General features: G+C 72.2%; 13 protein-coding genes and 1 pseudogene. 3 read left to right on the top strand and 11 right to left on the bottom strand.

The features are described 5' to 3' along the window. Nucleotides 1-6: 6 nt before the first annotated feature. The 4 genes from AB0P07_RS28055 to hrcA all read right to left on the bottom strand — a co-directional run bounded on the left by AB0P07_RS28055 (nt 7) and on the right by hrcA (nt 4,083). The gene (locus AB0P07_RS28055; RefSeq protein WP_365555420.1) at nt 7-756 is read right to left on the bottom strand and encodes a 16S rRNA (uracil(1498)-N(3))-methyltransferase; all 750 of its coding nucleotides are present in this window, start codon (nt 754-756) and stop codon (nt 7-9) included. After that, the gene (locus tag AB0P07_RS28060; protein WP_365555421.1) at nt 753-1,838 is read right to left on the bottom strand and encodes a nitronate monooxygenase; all 1,086 of its coding nucleotides are present in this window, start codon (nt 1,836-1,838) and stop codon (nt 753-755) included. Before AB0P07_RS28060 ends, AB0P07_RS28055 begins: the two co-directional genes overlap by 4 nt. An 88-nt stretch (nt 1,839-1,926) precedes the next feature. Then, on the bottom strand, nt 1,927-3,066 hold the full coding sequence (dnaJ, locus tag AB0P07_RS28065) for a molecular chaperone DnaJ (RefSeq protein WP_365555422.1): 1,140 nt from the start codon (nt 3,064-3,066) through the stop codon (nt 1,927-1,929). After that, nucleotides 3,067-4,083 carry a heat-inducible transcriptional repressor HrcA gene (hrcA, locus tag AB0P07_RS28070; RefSeq protein WP_102932118.1) on the bottom strand — a complete coding sequence of 339 codons (1,017 nt, stop codon included), beginning with the start codon at nt 4,081-4,083 and terminating at the stop codon, nt 3,067-3,069. Nucleotides 4,084-4,249: 166 nt separating this feature from the next. On the opposite strand from hrcA, the gene AB0P07_RS28075 reads away from it, so the two are divergent. Both AB0P07_RS28075 and AB0P07_RS28080 read left to right on the top strand, forming a co-directional pair. Further along, a complete protein-coding gene (locus AB0P07_RS28075) occupies nt 4,250-4,993 on the top strand; it encodes an MBL fold metallo-hydrolase (protein WP_365555424.1) in 744 nt (247 codons plus the stop codon). Between the two features lie 34 nt (nt 4,994-5,027). Next, nucleotides 5,028-5,837, top strand: a complete 810-nt coding sequence (locus AB0P07_RS28080) for a DUF3097 domain-containing protein (protein ID WP_365555426.1) — start codon at nt 5,028-5,030, stop codon at nt 5,835-5,837. A gap of 126 nt (nt 5,838-5,963) precedes the next feature. On the opposite strand, the gene hemW is transcribed toward AB0P07_RS28080, so the two are convergent. The 4 genes and pseudogenes from hemW to lepA all read right to left on the bottom strand — a co-directional run bounded on the left by hemW (nt 5,964) and on the right by lepA (nt 13,624). Then, complete coding sequence (hemW, locus tag AB0P07_RS28085; protein ID WP_365555428.1) at nt 5,964-7,196, bottom strand: radical SAM family heme chaperone HemW; 1,233 nt, start codon at nt 7,194-7,196, stop codon at nt 5,964-5,966. Nucleotides 7,197-7,241: 45 nt separating this feature from the next. Next, nucleotides 7,242-9,373 (bottom strand): annotated as a pseudogene (locus AB0P07_RS28090) (ATP-binding SpoIIE family protein phosphatase). 195 nt (nt 9,374-9,568) lie between these two features. Next, complete coding sequence (locus AB0P07_RS28095; RefSeq protein WP_365555430.1) at nt 9,569-11,446, bottom strand: AMP-dependent synthetase/ligase; 1,878 nt, start codon at nt 11,444-11,446, stop codon at nt 9,569-9,571. A gap of 309 nt (nt 11,447-11,755) precedes the next feature. Continuing rightward, the gene (gene lepA, locus AB0P07_RS28100) at nt 11,756-13,624 is read right to left on the bottom strand and encodes a translation elongation factor 4 (protein WP_365555432.1); all 1,869 of its coding nucleotides are present in this window, start codon (nt 13,622-13,624) and stop codon (nt 11,756-11,758) included. A gap of 237 nt (nt 13,625-13,861) precedes the next feature. Here lepA and rpsT point away from each other — a divergent pair, with 237 nt between their 5' ends. After that, nucleotides 13,862-14,128, top strand: coding sequence for a 30S ribosomal protein S20 (gene rpsT / locus AB0P07_RS28105; RefSeq protein WP_031038253.1), 267 nt, complete (start codon nt 13,862-13,864; stop codon nt 14,126-14,128). A gap of 241 nt (nt 14,129-14,369) precedes the next feature. Here the strand turns inward: rpsT and holA are convergent, their stop codons facing one another. The 3 genes from holA to AB0P07_RS28120 form a co-directional block, all read right to left on the bottom strand. Continuing rightward, nucleotides 14,370-15,359 carry a DNA polymerase III subunit delta gene (gene holA, locus AB0P07_RS28110; RefSeq protein ID WP_365555435.1) on the bottom strand — a complete coding sequence of 330 codons (990 nt, stop codon included), beginning with the start codon at nt 15,357-15,359 and terminating at the stop codon, nt 14,370-14,372. A gap of 95 nt (nt 15,360-15,454) precedes the next feature. Beyond that, the gene (locus AB0P07_RS28115) at nt 15,455-15,700 is read right to left on the bottom strand and encodes a hypothetical protein (protein ID WP_365555436.1); all 246 of its coding nucleotides are present in this window, start codon (nt 15,698-15,700) and stop codon (nt 15,455-15,457) included. A gap of 67 nt (nt 15,701-15,767) precedes the next feature. Continuing rightward, complete coding sequence (locus AB0P07_RS28120; RefSeq protein ID WP_365555438.1) at nt 15,768-16,649, bottom strand: YceI family protein; 882 nt, start codon at nt 16,647-16,649, stop codon at nt 15,768-15,770. Nucleotides 16,650-17,104 lie beyond the last annotated feature (455 nt).

Below are 17,104 nucleotides of genomic sequence, written 5' to 3' on the forward strand. Positions count from 1 at the left end.
GCGCCGTCAGGACCAGCGGCCGGTGCGGGCCAGGAGTACGGCGGTCGCGGCGGTGCCCGCGGTGGAGGTGCGCAGGACGCTGCGGCCCAGGCGGTAGGGGTGGGCACCGACCTCGGCGAAGAGCGCCAACTCCTCCGGGGACACGCCGCCTTCCGGGCCGACGACCAGCACGATGTGGCCGGCGGCGGGGAGTTCGGCGACGGACAGGGGCGCGTCGCCGCTCTCGTGGAGTACGGCGGCGAAGTCGGCCTCGGCCAGAAGTGAGGCAACCTGCTTGCTCGTCGCCGCGTCCGCGACGTCGGGGAAGCGGACCCGGCGGGACTGCTTGCCGGCCTCCCGGGCCGTCGCCCGCCACTTGCCGAGCGCCTTCAGACCGCGCTCGCCCTTCCACTGCGTGATGCACCGGGACGCCGCCCAGGGCACGATCGCGTCCACGCCGACCTCGGTCATCGTCTCGACGGCCAGCTCGCCGCGGTCGCCCTTGGGCAGGGCCTGGACGACGGTGACGCGCGGCTGTTCGGCGGGCTCCTCGCGCACGCCGTCCGGGACGGCGACGACGAGGCGGTCCTTGCCCTCGGCCGCCTCGACCACGCCCTCGGCCCAGCGACCGCGCCCGTCGGTGAGGACCACCTCCTCGCCCGCGCGCAGCCGCTTCACGGAGACGGCGTGCCGTCCCTCGGGTCCGTCGAGGACGTACTCGCCCGCGGGCAGGTCCTCCGGCCGCAGGGAGTCGACCACGAACACCGGTGCGGTCATCGGCCGCCGCCTCCCGTCGCATAGCCCGACAACGCTGTCCCGGCGGCGGCGAGTTCGGCCACCAGCACCTCCACGAGCCGTCCGGCGGGCAGTTCCCGGGCCATCCGGTGGCCCTGTCCCGCCCACAGCGCCATGCCCTGCGCGTCCCCCGCCTTCGCCGCCGCCTTGCGGACCGGCGAGGTGAGGTGGTGCACCTCGGGGTAGGCGGCGGGGGCGTAGGGGCCGTGCTCGCGCAGGAAGCGGTTGACCAGCGCGCGGGCGGGGCGGCCGGAGAAGGCGCGGGTGAGTTCGGTGCGCACGAACAGCGGGTTGGTCAGCGCCTGCTTGTGCAGGTCGTGGGCGCCGGACTCGGGGGTGGCGAGGAAGGCGGTGCCGAGTTGGGCCGCGCTCGCGCCGGCCGCCAGGACCGCGGCGATCTGGGCGCCGCGCATGATGCCGCCCGCGGCGACGATCGGCAGGCTCACCGTCTCCCTGACCTGGGCGACCAGCGACAGCAGCCCGGTGCCCGCACCTCCGGTCTCCGGGTTGTCCCGGTGAGTGCCCTGGTGGCCGCCGGCCTCCGCGCCCTGCGCGATCACCGCGTCGGCGCCGGACTCCTCGACGGCCCGGGCCTCGTCCGCGGTCGTCGCGCTGACCAGGGCGAAGGTGCCCACGCGGTGCAGGGAGTCGACGACCTCACGGCTCGGGACGCCGAAGTGGAAGGACAGCACCGGCACGGGGTTGTCGAGGAGTACGGCGAGTTTGGTGTCGTAGCCGTCGTCCCGGCCGCTGTCGGGGTCGCCCAGCTCCGTCTCGTACCAGGCGGCCTCTCCGGCCAACTGGTGGGCGTAGACGTCGACGGCGGCGGGGTCGGCCGCCTCCGGCTGCGGGAGGAAGAGGTTGACGCCGAAGGGCCGGCTCGTCAGTCCCCGCAGGTGCTTGATCTCCTGGTACATCCCGTCCGCGGTCTTGTACCCGGCGGCCAGGAAGCCCAGCCCGCCCGCCTCGGACACCGCGGCCGCGAGCTGGGGCACGGAGACGCCGCCCGCCATGGGTGCCTGCACGATCGGGTAGGGGAAGAGATCGGTCAGTGCGGAGGACATGACGGCATGTTGTCACGTCCTCCGCACAAGTCCGAATCCGGGCTTCCGTTGGCATACGCCAGGAGCATCCGCATCCCCGGAGGGCCCGTCACCGCCCGTTGAACGCGTCCTTCAGCCGCGAGAACAAGCCTTGCTGCCCAGGCTGGAACTGCCCCTGCGGGCGTTCCTCTCCCCGCAGCTTGGCCAGCTCGCGCAGGAGGCGTTCCTGCTCGGGGTCGAGCTTGCCCGGGGTGGTGACCTCGACGTGGACGATGAGGTCGCCGCGGCCGCCGCCGCGCAGGTGGGTGACGCCCCGGCCGTGCTTCGGGATCGACTGGCCGGACTGGGTGCCCGGCCGGATGTCGACCTCCTCCATGCCGTCGAGGGTCTCCAACGGCACCTTGGTGCCGAGGGCCGCCGCCGTCATCGGGATGGTGACCGTGCAGTGCAGGTCGTCGCCGCGCCGCTGGAAGGTCGAGTGCGCCAGCTCGTGGATCTCGACGTACAGGTCGCCGGCGGGGCCGCCGCCGGGGCCGACCTCGCCCTCGCCCGCGAGCTGGATCCGGGTGCCGTTGTCGACACCGGCCGGGATCTTCACGGTCAGGGTGCGCCGGGAGCGGACCCGGCCGTCGCCCGCGCACTCCGGGCACGGGGTCGGGACCACGGTGCCGAAGCCCTGGCACTGCGGGCAGGGGCGGGATGTCATGACCTGGCCCAGGAAGGACCGGGTGACCTGCGAGACCTCGCCTCGGCCGCGGCACATGTCGCACGTCTGGGCCGAGGTGCCGGGCGCCGCTCCCTCGCCGTTGCAGGTGTTGCAGACGACCGCCGTGTCGACCTGGATGTCCTTGGTCGTGCCGAAGGCGGCCTCGTCCAGCTCCACCTCGATCCGGATCATCGCGTCCTGGCCCCGGCGGGTGCGCGAGCGCGGCCCGCGCTGCGACGCCGTACCGAAGAACGCGTCCATGATGTCCGAGAAGTTCCCGAAGCCGCCCGCGCCGAAGCCGCCGGCGCCACCGCCGCCCCCGGCCTGGGAGAGCGGGTCGCCGCCGAGGTCGTAGACCTGCTTCTTCTGCGGGTCCGACAGCACCTCGTAGGCGGCGTTGATCTCCTTGAACCGCTCCTGGGTCTTCGGATCGGGGTTGACGTCCGGGTGCAGCTCGCGGGCGAGCCTCCGGAACGCCTTCTTGATCTCGTCCTGTGAAGCGTCGCGGCGCACGCCGAGTACGGCGTAGTAGTCCGTGGCCACCTACGACTCCGCCAGGATCTGTCCGACGTACCGTGCCACTGCGCGTACCGCTCCCATCGTTCCCGGGTAGTCCATGCGGGTCGGTCCGACCACGCCGAGCTTGGCAACCGCCTCGCCGCCCGAACCGTAGCCGACCGACACGACGGACGTTGAGTTGAGTCCCTCGTGGGCGTTCTCATGACCGATCCGTACGGTCACGCCCGGATCCTTCGCCTCGCCGAGCAGCTTGAGGAGCACGACCTGCTCCTCCAGTGCCTCCAGCACCGGCCGGATCACCAAGGGGAAGTCGTGCCCGAAGCGGGTCAGATTGGCGGTGCCGCCGATCATCAGCCGCTCCTCGTTCTCCTCGACCAGCGTCTCCAGGAGAGTGGAGAGCACGGTGGAGACCGTACCGCGATCCTCGGCCTCGAAGGGCTCCGCAAGATCTTCCACCAGAGACGGGACATCCGTGAAACGGCGTCCCGCGACCCGGCTGTTGAGCCGGGCCCGCAGATCGGCCAGCGAGGCCTCGCCGAACGGCGCCGGGCAGTCGACCATCCGCTGCTCGACCCGGCCGGTGTCCGTGATCAGCACCAGCATCAGGCGCGCGGGCGCCAGCGAGAGCAGCTCCACGTGCCGCACCGTCGAGCGGGTCAGCGAGGGGTACTGCACGACGGCGACCTGCCGGGTGAGCTGCGCGAGCAGCCGCACCGTGCGGGCCACCACGTCGTCGAGGTCGACGGCGCCCTCCAGGAAGTTCTGGATGGCACGCCGCTCGGGCGCGGTCATCGGCTTGACGCCGGCCAGCTTGTCGACGAAGAGCCGGTAGCCCTTGTCGGTCGGGATCCGCCCGGCGCTGGTGTGCGGCTGGGCGATGAACCCCTCGTCCTCCAGGGCCGCCATGTCGTTGCGCACGGTGGCCGGGGAGACGCCGAGGTTGTGCCGCTCGGTGAGGGCCTTGGAACCGACCGGCTCCTCGGTGCCGACGTAGTCCTGGACGATGGCGCGCAGCACCTGGAGCCTGCGTTCACTGAGCATCGGCGCGCACCTCCAGCTGTCGTCCGCCCGTTTCGGCCTGTCTGGCCTGCGTTGACCTGTCTGCCCTGGCACTCACGACTCGCGAGTGCCAGACTTCCCCGGCCCAGTGTACGGCCGTGGGGTACGCCCCCGGCAAGGCCGTGACGATGCCGTTAGCGTCGTCGCCGTGACGGTGACTTGGGAAGAGCTGCGCTGGGAGCGGCTGGCGGACGGGGTGGGGCGGTGCCGGCTGCCGGGCTGGGACTGCACGGCGGGCCTGGTGCTCGGCGCGGGCGGGGCGCTGATGGTGGACGCGGGGTCGAGCCTGGCGGAGGGCGCCCGGTTGCACGAGGCGGCGCGGCGGCTCGCCGGCCACCGTGTGACACATCTCGCGCTGACCCACCCGCACTTCGACCACGTCTTCGGCGCGGCGGCGTTCGAGGGTGCGGAGGCGTACGGCGCGTACGGCGCGACGGGTACGGGCGCGCTGTTCGCGCCGGGCGGACAGGGGCGGGAGGCGTTGCGCGCGGACGCGGTGGCGGAGGGGCTGGACGCGCGGGCGGCGCGGGAGGCGGCCGACGCGCTCGTCCCTGTCCGGCAGGATGTCCGCGGCGAGCAGCGGCTCGACCTGGGCGGTGGCCGTCAGGTCCTGCTGGCCGACGTGGGCCCGGGGCACACGTCGCACGATCTGGCGGTGCTGGTGCCCGGCTCCCCGGCCGTCGTCTTCTGCGGCGACCTGGTCGAGGAGTCGGGCGAGCCGCAGGCGGGCCCCGACGCCGTGCCGTCCGGCTGGCCGGCGGCCCTGGACCGGCTGCTCGACCTGGGCGGCGACGACGCGCTGTACGTGCCGGGTCACGGAGCGGTGGTGGACGCGGCGTTCGTGCGGGCCCAACGGGACGCGCTGGCCGTCCGGTTCGGCGTGTCGCGCTGACCACCGGGCGGGCGTTCCTCGTATCGTCGGCAGAATGCGCCAGTACTCCGCCGACCTGACCCCTCCGTGGAAGAAACCGCAGCCCGTTCCCGAGGTGCCGGCCGACCCCGGTCTGGTGGTCGAGGAGCCCGGCACCGGGTTCTGCGGCGCGGTGATCCGCTGCGAGGCGGGCACGGTGACCCTGGAGGACCGCTTCGGCAAGCACCGCGTCTTCCCGCTGGAACCACGCGGGTTCCTGCTGGAGGGCCGGGTGGTGACGCTGGTGCGGCCGTCGTCGTCCTCCGGCCCGGTACGGCCCTCCCGTACGGCGTCCGGTTCGGTCGCCGTCCCCGGCGCACGGGCGCGGGTGGCGCGCGCCGGGCGCATCTACGTCGAGGGGCGGCACGACGCCGAGCTGGTCGAGCAGGTCTGGGGCGACGACCTGCGCATCGAGGGCGTCGTCGTGGAGTACCTGGGCGGCGTGGACGACCTCCCGTCGATCGTCGCCGACTTCGCCCCCGGCCCGGACGCACGGCTGGGCGTCCTGGTGGACCACCTGGTGCCGGGTTCGAAGGAGTGGCGCATCGCGGAGTCGGTGACCAGCGAGCACGCGCTGGTGGTGGGCCACCCGTACATCGACATCTGGGAGGCCGTGAAGCCGTCGTCGGTGGGGATCGAGGGCTGGCCCAGGGTGCCTCGCGGTCAGGACTGGAAGACCGGGGTGTGCCGGGCCCTGGGCTGGCCGTCGGAGAACACGGGCGCGGTGTGGCAGGCGATCCTGGCCCGGGTGAACTCGTACAAGGACCTGGAGCCGGAGCTGCTGGGCAGTGTGGAACGACTCATTGATCATGTAACCGTGTCTTGAACGTGGTCCGGTCGCTGGCAGACCGGGCCTGGTGGCCTGCTCTCCGCCGTCGCGGAGATGGTCCGTCGATCAGTTCGTCCACACGGCCGAGCCGTCCCTGCTCCCCGCGGAAGCGGGGATGACCCGTCAGTCCACCAGGTCCCGCACCACCGCGTCCGCCAGCAGCCGCCCGCGCAGCGTGAGCACGGCCTGCCCCTGCTCGTAGGGCCCCTCCTCCAGCAACCCCTCCGACAGCGCCCGCCGAGCCGCCGCGAGCCCCGCCTCCCGCAGCAGCGCCAGCGGCACGCCCTCCCGCAGCCGCAGCTCCAGCAGGATGCGCTCCACCCGCCGGTCCTCGTCCGTGAGGACCTCGCGCCCCGCGCCCGGCGACTTCCCCGCCGCCAGTGCGCCCGCGTACGCCCCGGGATGCTTCACGTTCCACCACCGCACGCCCCCCACGTGGGAGTGCGCGCCCGGCCCCGCGCCCCACCAGTCGGCGCCCCGCCAGTACAGCTCGTTGTGCAGGCAGCGCCCGGCGTCGGAGGTGGCCCAGTTCGACACCTCGTACCAGTCGAAGCCCGCCGCGGCGAAGGTCTCCTCTGCGATCAGGTACCGGTCGGCGTGGACGTCGTCGTCGGTCATGGGGACCTCGCCGCGCCGGATGCGCCGGGCCAGCTGGGTGCCCTCCTCGACGATCAGGGCGTACGCCGAGACGTGGTCGGGTCCGGCGCCGAGCGCGGCGTCCAGGGAGGCGCGCCAGTCGTCGTCGGACTCGCCGGGGGTGCCGTAGATCAGGTCGAGGTTGACGTGGGCGAAGCCGGCCGCGCGGGCCTCGGCGACGCAGGCCTCGGGGCGGCCGGGGGTGTGGGTGCGGTCCAGGATCTTCAGGACGTGCTGCCTGGCGCTCTGCATGCCGAAGGAGATGCGGTTGAAGCCGCCCTCGCGGAGGGTGGCGAGGTACGCCGGGTCGACCGACTCCGGATTGGCCTCCGTGGTGATCTCGGCGTCCGGCGCCAGGCCGAACTCGTCGCGGATCGCACCCAGCATCCGCACCAGGTCACCGGCGGCCAGCAGGGTGGGCGTACCGCCGCCGACGAAGACCGTGCGGACCTCGCGGGGGTCGTCGCCGAGCACCTTGCGGGCCAGGCGGACCTCGTCGACGAGCGTGTCGGCGTAGTTGTCGCGGGAGGCGAGGACACCGCCGGTGCCGCGCAGCTCGGTCGCGGTGTAGGTGTTGAAGTCGCAGTAGCCGCAGCGGGTCGCGCAGTACGGCACGTGCAGGTAGAAGCCGAGGGGGCGGTCGGCGGCCCCGGCGAGCGCGGACGCGGGCAGGGCACCGTCGGCGGGGACGGGTTCGCCGTCGGGGAGTGCGGAGGGCATGCGTTCCATTGTCCCGCACCCACGAGCATCCCCCTGCCCGCCGCTTCACTCGGCCTGGAGCACCAGCAGCGCCAGGTCGTCCTCCGGCGGCCTGGGCCCGAACTCGTGCACCAGTCGCCTGATGCGCTCGGCGACCAGCTCGGCGTCCAGGCCCGTGCAGCCGGCCAGCGCCTCGGCGAGCCCGTCGTCGTCGTCGAACTGGCGGGAGCCGCTGCGCCGCTCCGTGACCCCGTCCGTGACGCACAGCAGGGTGTCGCCGGAGCGCAGCTCGAAGCTCTCGCTGACGTACGTCGCGTCCTCGACGACGCCGAGCAGGGTCTGCGGGCACGCGACGGCGCTCACCGTGCCGTCGGGGCGAAGGAGCAGCGGCAGCGGGTGTCCGGCGGACGCGAGGGTGCAGCGGACGCCGCCCTCGAAGGGGACCAGCTCGCCGTAGAGGAGGGAGAGGAAACGGGTCTGCGGTCCGTCGCCCGGGGCAACCGGTGGGCCTCCGGCGGCGACCAGTGCGCGGGCGGCGGCGTCGGCGGCCTCGGTGGCGTCGTCCAGGAGGAGCTGGTTGAGGCGGTCCAGGACGTCGGGGACGCCGTACTGCTCGCGGGCCAGCAGCCGCAGCCAGGGCCGGGCCAGCCCGATGACGACGGCGGCCTCGGGGCCCTTGCCCTGGACGTCGCCCACGGCGAAGCACCAGCGCCCGTCGCCGGCCGGGAAGAGGTCGTAGAAGTCGCCGCTGGGGCCGCCCTTGTCGCGCGGTTCGTAGACCAGGGCGCTGCGCACACCGGGGATCTCGGCCACGGCGCCGGGCAGCAGGCCGCGCTGGAGGACGGCGCTGATGGTGGCCTGCCGGGCGTACTGGCGGGCGGCGCCGATGGCGAGCGCCACCCGGCGGCTGAGGTCCTCGACCAGGCCGGTGATCTCGTCGGGGAAGCCGGGAGAACCCAGGTGGCCGGCGGTGTCGGGGGCGTCCGGGGGTCCGGGGTCCGGTCCGGTGGGCCGGCCCGGCCGATGACCAGGGTGCCCAGGGGGCGTCCGCCGGCGACCAGGCGGTAGGCGAGCGCCGTGCCGTGCGTGCCGAGCGCCTCGGCGGGCCAGGGGTGGCCGACGGGACCGGAGCGCCACGGGTCGCGCGGGCGGGGCGGCTCCTTCTCCAGGGCCGCGCGCAGCTCGTCGAGGTGACCCTCGCCGGCGTGCCACACGCGGGCCAGCCGGGCTCCGACGCACGCCCCGGAGTCGTCGCTCCAGGCGCCCCGGCCCAGGGTCTCGTCCTCCAGCCACACCCCGCACCAGTCGGCCAGCCGGGGCACGATCAGCTGGCCGGCGAGGGAGGCGACGAGGTCCTCGTCGAGCTGTCCGGCCAGGAGGTCGCTGGCCTCGGCGAGGAAGGACAGCGCGCCACGGCCCAGCCACTCGCGGTCGCAGGAGCGGCGCCGGCCGGGCCGCGCGGGCACGCCGGACGCGCCGTGCGGGCCGTCGGGGCCTGCCGGCGCCGCCGCGCCCGCGGGCGTCGTGCCGTGAGCGCCCCCGGCGTACGTCCCGGTTCGCTCCATAGCCCCGGACGGCCCGACGCCCTCGACGCCCGACCCGGCCGCCGTGGCCTCGGCGAGACCGGCGCCGGCCACGGGCTCCGCGCCGCCGGCCGGCAGCCGCGCCCACACCGTCTTGGAGCCCGGGCGATAGGTGATGCCCCAGGCCTCCGCGAGCGCGGCGACGAGCCGCAGGCCGCGCCCGTACTCGGCGGGGTCGTGCGGTGTCTCGTGGTCGCCGCCGCCGCTCGGGGCACGGGAGGGGTGCCGGTCCGCGACCTCGACGACGAGGGTGCCCGCCCCCTCCACCCGGAGGACCACCTCGACGTCGGTGCCGGCGTGCACGACGGCGTTGGTGACGAGCTCACTGACGACGACCAGGACGTCGGCGGTGAGGTGCTCGGTCAGGTGCTCCGTGCCGGGCAGTCCGAGCGCGGCCCAGTCGGCGAGCGCGGCGCGCGCCATCGCGCGGGCGGCGCCCGGCGCCAGGGAGCTGCCCAGCAGGGTCACGCGCGCCCGCGCGCACTCCTCCTCGAAGCGCTCCCCGAAACCCTCGCCCGAGGAGCCGTCAGAGCCCCCGGCGGATGCCTCAGCGGCGCGCGCGTCCGCCGCGCCGGCGCGGGAGGCGGTCTCCCGCTGCCTCGGAATGGCCGACATGGACATCTCCCCGGGCAGTTCGTGCGAATTCCTCACACTCGATGCCGACAGAGTGACAGACCGGTCCCGCCCATAAGCGCCGAGTTACCGAAGTGGGCCGCGATGGGTGAGAACCGTGCTGGGCGAACGTTCGAAGACGGCCGGAATCCGAACGGAAACCGGCCGTCTTCGAACATCTGCCGCGCCCAGCGGGCGCTACGCCTCGCGCGAGCCCTCGTACATCTCCTCGATCAGGTTCTTGTACTCCCGCTCCACCACCGGGCGCTTCAGCTTGAGGCTGGGGGTGATCTCGCCGTGCTCGACGTCGAGGTCGCGGGGCAGCAGGCGGAACTTCTTGATGGTCTGCCAGCGCTGCAGGCCCTCGTTGAGCTGCTGGACGTAGCCGTCGACCATCTCGACGGTCGCGGGCGCCGCGACGATCTCCGCGTACGGCCTGCCCTCCAGGCCGTTCTCCTTGGCCCACTCGGTGATCGCGATCTCGTCGAGGGCGATGAGCGCGGTGCAGAAGTTCCGGTCGGCACCGTGGACCAGGATGTTGGAGACGTAGGGGCAGACCGCCTTGAACTGACCCTCGACCTCGGCGGGCGCGATGTACTTGCCGCCGGAGGTCTTGATGAGGTCCTTCTTGCGGTCGGTGATGCGCAGGTAGCCGTCGGGCGACAGTTCGCCGATGTCGCCGGTGTGGAACCACCCGTCGGACTCCAGCACCTCGGCGGTCTTCTCGGGCAGCTTGTGGTAGCCCTCCATGATGCCGGGGCCGCGCAGCAGGATCTCGCCGTCGTCGGCGACGCGCACCTCGGTGCCGGGCAGCGGCTTGCCGACGGTGCCGGTGCGGTAGGCCTCGCCGGGGTTGACGAAGGAGGCGGCGGAGGACTCGGTGAGGCCGTAGCCCTCCAGGATGTGGATGCCGGCGCCGGCGAAGAAGTAGCCGATCTCGGGAGCGAGGGCGGCCGAGCCCGAGACGCAGGCGCGCAGCCGGCCGCCGAAGGCCTCGCGGATCTTGGCGTAGACGAGCTTGTCGGCGACGGCGTGCTTGGTGCGCAGGCCGGCGGGGGCGCTCGCGGTGCCGGTGCGCTTGAAGTTGTCCTGGGTGACCTTGGCGTACTCGCGGGCGATGCCGGCGGCCCACTGGAAGATCTTGTACTTGGCCCCGCCGCCCGCGCGGGCCTTGGCCGCGACGCCGTTGTAGACCTTCTCGAAGATGCGGGGCACGGCCGCCATGTAGGTCGGCTGGACGACCGGCAGGTTCTCGATGATCTTGTCGACCCGGCCGTCGACGGCGGTGACGTGACCGGCCTCGATCTGGCCGGAGGTCAGCACCTTGCCGAAGACGTGCGCGAGCGGCAGCCACAGGTACTGGATGTCGTCCTTGGTGACCAGGCCGGTCGCCGCGATCGCCTTCGCCATGTACGACCAGTTGTCGTGCGGGAGGCGGACGCCCTTGGGCCGGCCCGTGGTGCCGGAGGTGTAGATGAGGGTGGCGAGCTGGTCCCCGGTGAGCGCGCCGACCCGCTCCTTGATCAGCTGCGGGTCCGTCTCCAGGCGGGCCGCGCCCCGGCGCTCCAGCTCGTCGAGGGTGAGGACCCACTCCTCGGAGGTGTCCGCGCCGGTCGCGTCGACCACGACCACGTGGGTGAGGTCGGGCAGCTCCGCCTTCTTCTCCCTCGCCTTGGCCAGCTGCGCGGCGTCCTCCGCGATCAGCACCCGGCTCTCGGAGTCGGAGAGGATGTACGCCGATTCGTCAGCGTTGGTCTGCGGATAGACGGTGGTCGTCGCCGCGCCCGCGCACATGATGCCGAGGTCGGCGAGGATCCACTCCAGGCGGGTGGAGGAGGCCAGCGCCACGCGCTGCTCGGGCAGCACGCCCAGTTCGATCAGGCCGGCCGCGATCGCGTACACCCGCTCGGCGGCCTGTCCCCAGGTCAGCGACTTCCAGTCGTCGGGGCCCTCGCCCGAGGCCGGCGGCACCGGGTAGCGGTACGCCTCGGCGTCCGGCGTGGCGGCCACCCGCTCCAGGAAGAGTCCCGCCACGGAGGGCGGACGGTTCTCGATCAGTGTCTGTGTGTCGCTCACGACATCCTCCGGGCCCGCGACGGTGCGGCTGGCTCGTTGCGGCTGGCTCAGGTGTGGCCGGTTCACTCTCGGACGGTTGTTCGGACCGTGGTCAAGCGGCGCGTCGGACTGTTGCCCGATCACTTGTTTAACTCACGAGTAACTACGGGGCAGGCATCAGAGTAGAGGGCGACCGGCCCCCGCGTAAGAGCCCGCGCCCTGTCACTTCCTACAGATGCGCGCCCGTGACATGCGACGGGACCCGCCGCACTTTCGTGCGACGGGCCCCTCGGTGTCCGTTTCGCCCGGACTCGGCGTGCGGTGCGGCGGTTACTTCTTGCCCTTGCCCGACCCCGCGCTGTCGTCGCTGGACAGGACGGCGATGAAGGCCTCCTGCGGAACCTCCACGGAACCCACCATCTTCATCCGCTTCTTGCCTTCCTTCTGCTTCTCCAGCAGCTTCCGCTTGCGGGAGATGTCACCGCCGTAGCACTTGGCGAGGACGTCCTTGCGGATGGCGCGGATGGTCTCGCGGGCGATCACCCGGGAGCCGATGGCGGCCTGGACCGGCACCTCGAAGGCCTGCCGCGGGATCAGCTCCTTGAGCTTGGCGACGAGCCGCACGCCGTACGCGTACGCCTGGTCCTTGTGGGTGATCGCGGAGAACGCGTCCACCTTGTCGCCGTGCAGCAGGATGTCGACCTTGACCAGGCTGGAGGTCTGCTCGCCGGTGGGCTCGTAGTCGAGGGAGGCGTAGCCGCGCGTCTTGGACTTCAGCTGGTCGAAGAAGTCGAAGACGATCTCCGCGAGGGGAAGGGTGTAGCGGATCTCCACCCGGTCCTCGGAGAGGTAGTCCATGCCGAGCAGGGTGCCGCGCCGGGTCTGGCACAGCTCCATGATCGCGCCGATGAACTCGGTCGGCGCCAGGATCGTGGCGCGCACGACCGGCTCGTAGACCTCGTTGATCTTGCCCTCGGGGAACTCGCTCGGGTTGGTGACGGTGTGCTCGGTGCCGTCCTCCATGATCACGCGGTAGACCACATTGGGCGCGGTGGCGATGAGGTCGAGGTTGAACTCGCGCTCCAGCCGCTCCCGGACCACGTCGAGGTGGAGCAGGCCGAGGAAGCCGACGCGGAAGCCGAAGCCGAGGGCGGCGGAGGTCTCCGGCTCGTAGACCAGGGCGGCGTCGTTGAGCTGGAGCTTGTCCAGGGCCTCGCGCAGCAGCGGGTAGTCGGAGCCGTCCAGCGGATACAGGCCGGAGAAGACCATGGGCCTCGGGTCCTTGTAGCCGCCGAGCGCCTCCTCGGCGCCCTTGTGCTGACTGGTGACGGTGTCACCGACCTTGGACTGGCGGACGTCCTTCACGCCGGTGATCAGGTAGCCCACCTCGCCGACGCCGAGGCCGTCGGCGGAGAGCATCTCGGGCGAGTTGGTGCCGATCTCCAGCAGCTCGTGGGTGGCGCCGGTGGACATCATCCGGATGCGCTCGCGCTTGTTGAGCTGGCCGTCGATGACACGGACGTACGTCACGACACCGCGGTAGGAGTCGTAGACGGAGTCGAAGATCATCGCGCGGGCGGGGGCGTCCTTGACGCCGACCGGCGCCGGGACCTCGGCGACGACCCTGTCCAGCAGCGCGTCGACGCCGAGGCCGGTCTTGGCGGAGACCTTGAGCACGTCGTCGGGGTCGCAGCCGACCAGGTTGGCCAGCTCCTCGGCGAACTTCTCGGGCTGCGCGGCCGGCAGGTCGATCTTGTTCAGCACGGGGATGATCGTGAGGTCGTTCTCCATCGCCAGGTAGAGGTTGGCGAGGGTCTGGGCCTCGATGCCCTGGGCGGCGTCGACGAGGAGGATGGTGCCCTCGCACGCCGCCAGCGAGCGCGACACCTCGTAGGTGAAGTCGACGTGGCCCGGGGTGTCGATCATGTTGAGGATGTGCGTGGTGCCCTTGTCGTCGGACGGGGCCCACGGCAACCGCACCGCCTGGGACTTGATCGTGATGCCGCGCTCGCGCTCGATGTCCATGCGGTCGAGGTACTGGGCGCGCATCTGCCGCTGCTCGACCACACCGGTCAGCTGGAGCATCCGGTCGGCGAGCGTGGACTTGCCGTGGTCGATGTGCGCGATGATGCAGAAGTTGCGGATCAGCGCCGGGTCGGTACGGCTCGGCTCGGGCACATGGCTGGGGATCGCGGGCACGCAGGGTCCTGATTCTTGAGGCGTCCGCAGTGTCTGCGGTCTCGGGTCTCGGGTCGGATCGATACGTAGCCTCCATGGTCCCACGGGTGGGGACCCGGGATGGGTTTGGGACCCTCGACGACCCGCTGGTAGTGTGGGGGGCTGTGTCTCTTGCCCTCTCAGCGTGAGGCACTCCTTCAAGAAATCACCGGCACGGGACCCTCGCGGCCTCGTGCCTGAACCTGCAAAGGCTCATTCGTGGCGAACATCAAGTCCCAGATCAAGCGGAACAAGACCAACGAGAAGGCCCGGCTGCGCAACAAGTCGGTCAAGTCCTCTCTGAAGACCGCGATCCGCAAGGCCCGCGAGGCCGCCGCCGCGGGTGACGTCGAGAAGGCCACCGAGTACCAGCGCGTCGCTTCGCGCGAGCTCGACAAGGCCGTCTCCAAGGGCGTCATCCACAAGAACCAGGCCGCCAACAAGAAGTCGGCGCTGGCGCAGAAGGTCGGCGCGCTCAAGGGCTGAACTCCCCCTTGGCCGGATTCATCCGGTTCAGCTGGTTTCATCTGGTCTGATCGCCGGAGGGACCCAGAGCGGGCCCTCTCTCATCCGCTCCCGTCCGGCACCAAGGATCCATGCGCGGCCTGCGTTCGCCACGCGGGCATGGATCCGCGAGCTTGATCCGAAGGCCCCGGTGACCGTCCTTCCCCAGGACGGACGCCGGGGCCTTCGGTGTGTTCCGAGTGCGGGGCCGAGCGCGGTGGGCCTACGACCGTCCCCGGGAACGCGCCGCTCGGGCGATGGTCACCACGGCCTTCTCCAGGGCGTACTCGGGGTCGTCGCTGCCGCCCTTGACGCCCGCGTCCGCCTCGGCCACCGCTCGCAGGGCCACGGAGACGGCGTCCGGGGTCCAGCCGCGCATCTGCTGCCGGACGCGGTCGACCTTCCAGGGCGGCATCCCCAGCTCGCGGGCGAGGTCGGCGGGGCGTCCACCGCGGGCGGAGGACAGCTTGCCGATCGCCCGCACGCCCTGGGCCAGGGCACTGGTGATCAGCACCGGTGCCACTCCGGTCGCCAGCGACCAGCGCAGCGCCTCCAGCGCCTCCGCGGCCCGTCCCTCGACCGCCCGGTCGGCGACCGTGAAGCTGGAGGCCTCCGCCCGTCCGGTGTAGTACCGCCCGACGACCGCCTCGTCGATGGTCCCCTCGATGTCGGCGGTCAGCTGGGACACCGCCGAGGCCAGCTCCCTGAGGTCGCTGCCGATCGCGTCGACCAGGGCCTGGCACGCCTCGGGCGTGGCCGACCGCCCGGCCGTACGGAACTCCGAGCGCACGAAGGCCAGCCGGTCGGCGGGCTTGGTCATCTTCGCGCACGCCACCTCGCGGGCGCCCGCCTTGCGGCCGGCGTCGAGCACCCCCTTGCCCTTGGCGCCGCCCGCGTGCAGCAGAACGAGGGTGATCTCCTCGACGGGGGCGGCGATGTACGCCTTGACATCCTTGACGGTGTCGGCGGACAGGTCCTGCGCATTGCGGACGACCACGACTTTGCGCTCGGCGAAGAGCGAGGGGCTGGTGAGCTCGGCGAGGGTGCCGGGCTGCAGCTGGTCGGGGGTGAGGTCGCGTACGTCCGTGTCGGCGTCGGCGGCCTTGGCGGCGGCCACCACCTCCTGCACGGCACGGTCGAGCAGGAGGTCCTCCTGGCCCACGGCAAGGGTCACCGGGGCGAGAGGGTCGTCGTTCGCAGTCTTCCTGGCCATCGCGACAAGCATCGCACGCACCACTGACAGCGCCGGACGGACGCTGTCGGGCGCACGGCTCCGGCGGGGCCTACGGGTGCGCGCTCGGGCGGGCCCTACGGCTCCTCGCGCCAGCCCTCCCACTCCCCCGCGAACGCGTCCAGCTCGCCAGGGTCCAGCGCCTCCCGGTCGTCGCGCAGGACGACGAGCCACTGGGCGTCCTCGGCGTCGTCCTCACCGGCCAGGGCGTCCCGGAGGATCCGGGGCTCCTCGTCGATGCCGAACCGCTCCCCGAGCGCCTGGGCCGCTTCCTCCGCGGCGTCCCGGTCGGGCAGTACCAGTACATGTCTCACGTCGCTCACGGGAGCCATTGTCGGTCAGCCCCCGGGCACGGTCGGCCTTCGGGGACGGCCGGCCCTTGGGGGACGGTCAGCCCTTGGGCACGGTCTGCACGTCGAGGTCGATGCGGATGCTGGGGCCGACCACGGCGATTCCGCGGGCCAGCATCGTCTGCCAGCTCACCGTGAAGTCGTCACGGTGCAGCTCGGTGGTGGCGCGGCAGGCGGCGCGCGTCTCGCCCTCCATGCCGTTGCCGAGACCTAGGTACTCCGTGTCCAGCGTGACCGTGCGCGTCACGCCGTGCAGGGACAGCGCACCGGTGACGGCCCAGCGGTTGCCGCCGCGGTGGGTGAACCTGTCGCTGTAGAACTCCAGGGTCGGAAACCGCTCCACGTCCAGGAAGTCGGCCGACCGCAGATGGTCGTCGCGCATCTTCACGTTGGTGTCGATGGACGCCGCGTCGATCACGACGTGCATCGCCGACTGCTCCATGTCGTCGGCGATCCGCACCGCGCCCGCGAAGGAGTTGAACCGGCCGTGGATCCGGGCCAGCCCGATGTGCCGCGCGGTGAACGCGATCGAGGAGTGCGCCGGCTCGATCTCCCAGTCGCCCGCCGCGGGCAGCTCCGGCGGCTGGGCCACCTGGAGCGTCACGTCGCCCAGCGAGGCCAGCGTGTCCTCGACGACCGTCGCGGAGGCACGGTACGGGGTGTAGCCCTCGGCGGACACGGCGAGCCGGTACTCCCCCGCGGGCACCGTCGCGACGAACGACCCGAAGGGGTCCGTGCCTCCGCCGACCACCTTGCGCCCCGTGGTGTCGCTGACCGTGAACTCCGCGTGCGGCACCGGGGCGTTGACGGGGTCGAGAACGCGACAGCTCAGCGCTCCCGCGTCCGGCGGGGTGTGCACCGCGGCCAGGGGTCCCGTCCGTTGCATCCGCTTCGTTCGGCTTCCCAGCAAGCGGCCGATCATGGGCGACACCCTCTGCACGACATCGAAAAACTAGTTGACGGAGAAACATTCGATCACCGATGTGGCTTTCGGGGCAACACGGGGCCACATCACGGGAAACCGTCGCATGTGCTGGGTGTGCGCGGGAGTGGCCCCGTGTGCGCCGGTTTCCCCGCACCGGTAGGGATTTCTCACAGCGGGGACACAGGTCGCGCCGACGGCCGGCCGGGCCGGGTGCGTGTCACCTGTCCCAGTACAGGCCGCGGACCTTCACGCTCGTGACGGTGACCGGGGCCTCGTCGCCGGAGTCGGGCGGGTAGTAGACGAACTCGAAGCGCAGTCGCTCGTTGGCGACGATCGAGCCGCTGTTGCCGAAGTCCGGGAAGCTGCTGCCGTCGGTGCCCAGGCGCTCGACGATCGGACCGGTCCATCGGGTTCCGTCCGGACGCAGGTGGTAGAAGCGGCCCTGGAGCGTG

Source organism: Streptomyces sp. NPDC085944, assembly GCF_040686295.1.
GTDB classification, from domain to species: Bacteria; Actinomycetota; Actinomycetes; order Streptomycetales; family Streptomycetaceae; genus Streptomyces; species Streptomyces salinarius.

What these genes read in the sequence shown, in the direction of transcription:
- AB0P07_RS28055 (WP_365555420.1), bottom strand. Translation starts at nt 756, where the DNA reads ATGACCGCACCGGTGTTCGTGGTCGACTCCCTGCGGCCGGAGGACCTG.
- AB0P07_RS28060 (WP_365555421.1), bottom strand. Translation starts at nt 1,838, where the DNA reads ATGTCCTCCGCACTGACCGATCTCTTCCCCTACCCGATCGTGCAGGCA.
- hrcA (WP_102932118.1), bottom strand. Translation starts at nt 4,083, where the DNA reads ATGCTCAGTGAACGCAGGCTCCAGGTGCTGCGCGCCATCGTCCAGGAC.
- AB0P07_RS28080 (WP_365555426.1), top strand. Translation starts at nt 5,028, where the DNA reads ATGCGCCAGTACTCCGCCGACCTGACCCCTCCGTGGAAGAAACCGCAG.
- hemW (WP_365555428.1), bottom strand. Translation starts at nt 7,196, where the DNA reads ATGCCCTCCGCACTCCCCGACGGCGAACCCGTCCCCGCCGACGGTGCC.
- holA (WP_365555435.1), bottom strand. Translation starts at nt 15,359, where the DNA reads ATGGCCAGGAAGACTGCGAACGACGACCCTCTCGCCCCGGTGACCCTT.
- AB0P07_RS28120 (WP_365555438.1), bottom strand. Translation starts at nt 16,649, where the DNA reads ATGATCGGCCGCTTGCTGGGAAGCCGAACGAAGCGGATGCAACGGACG.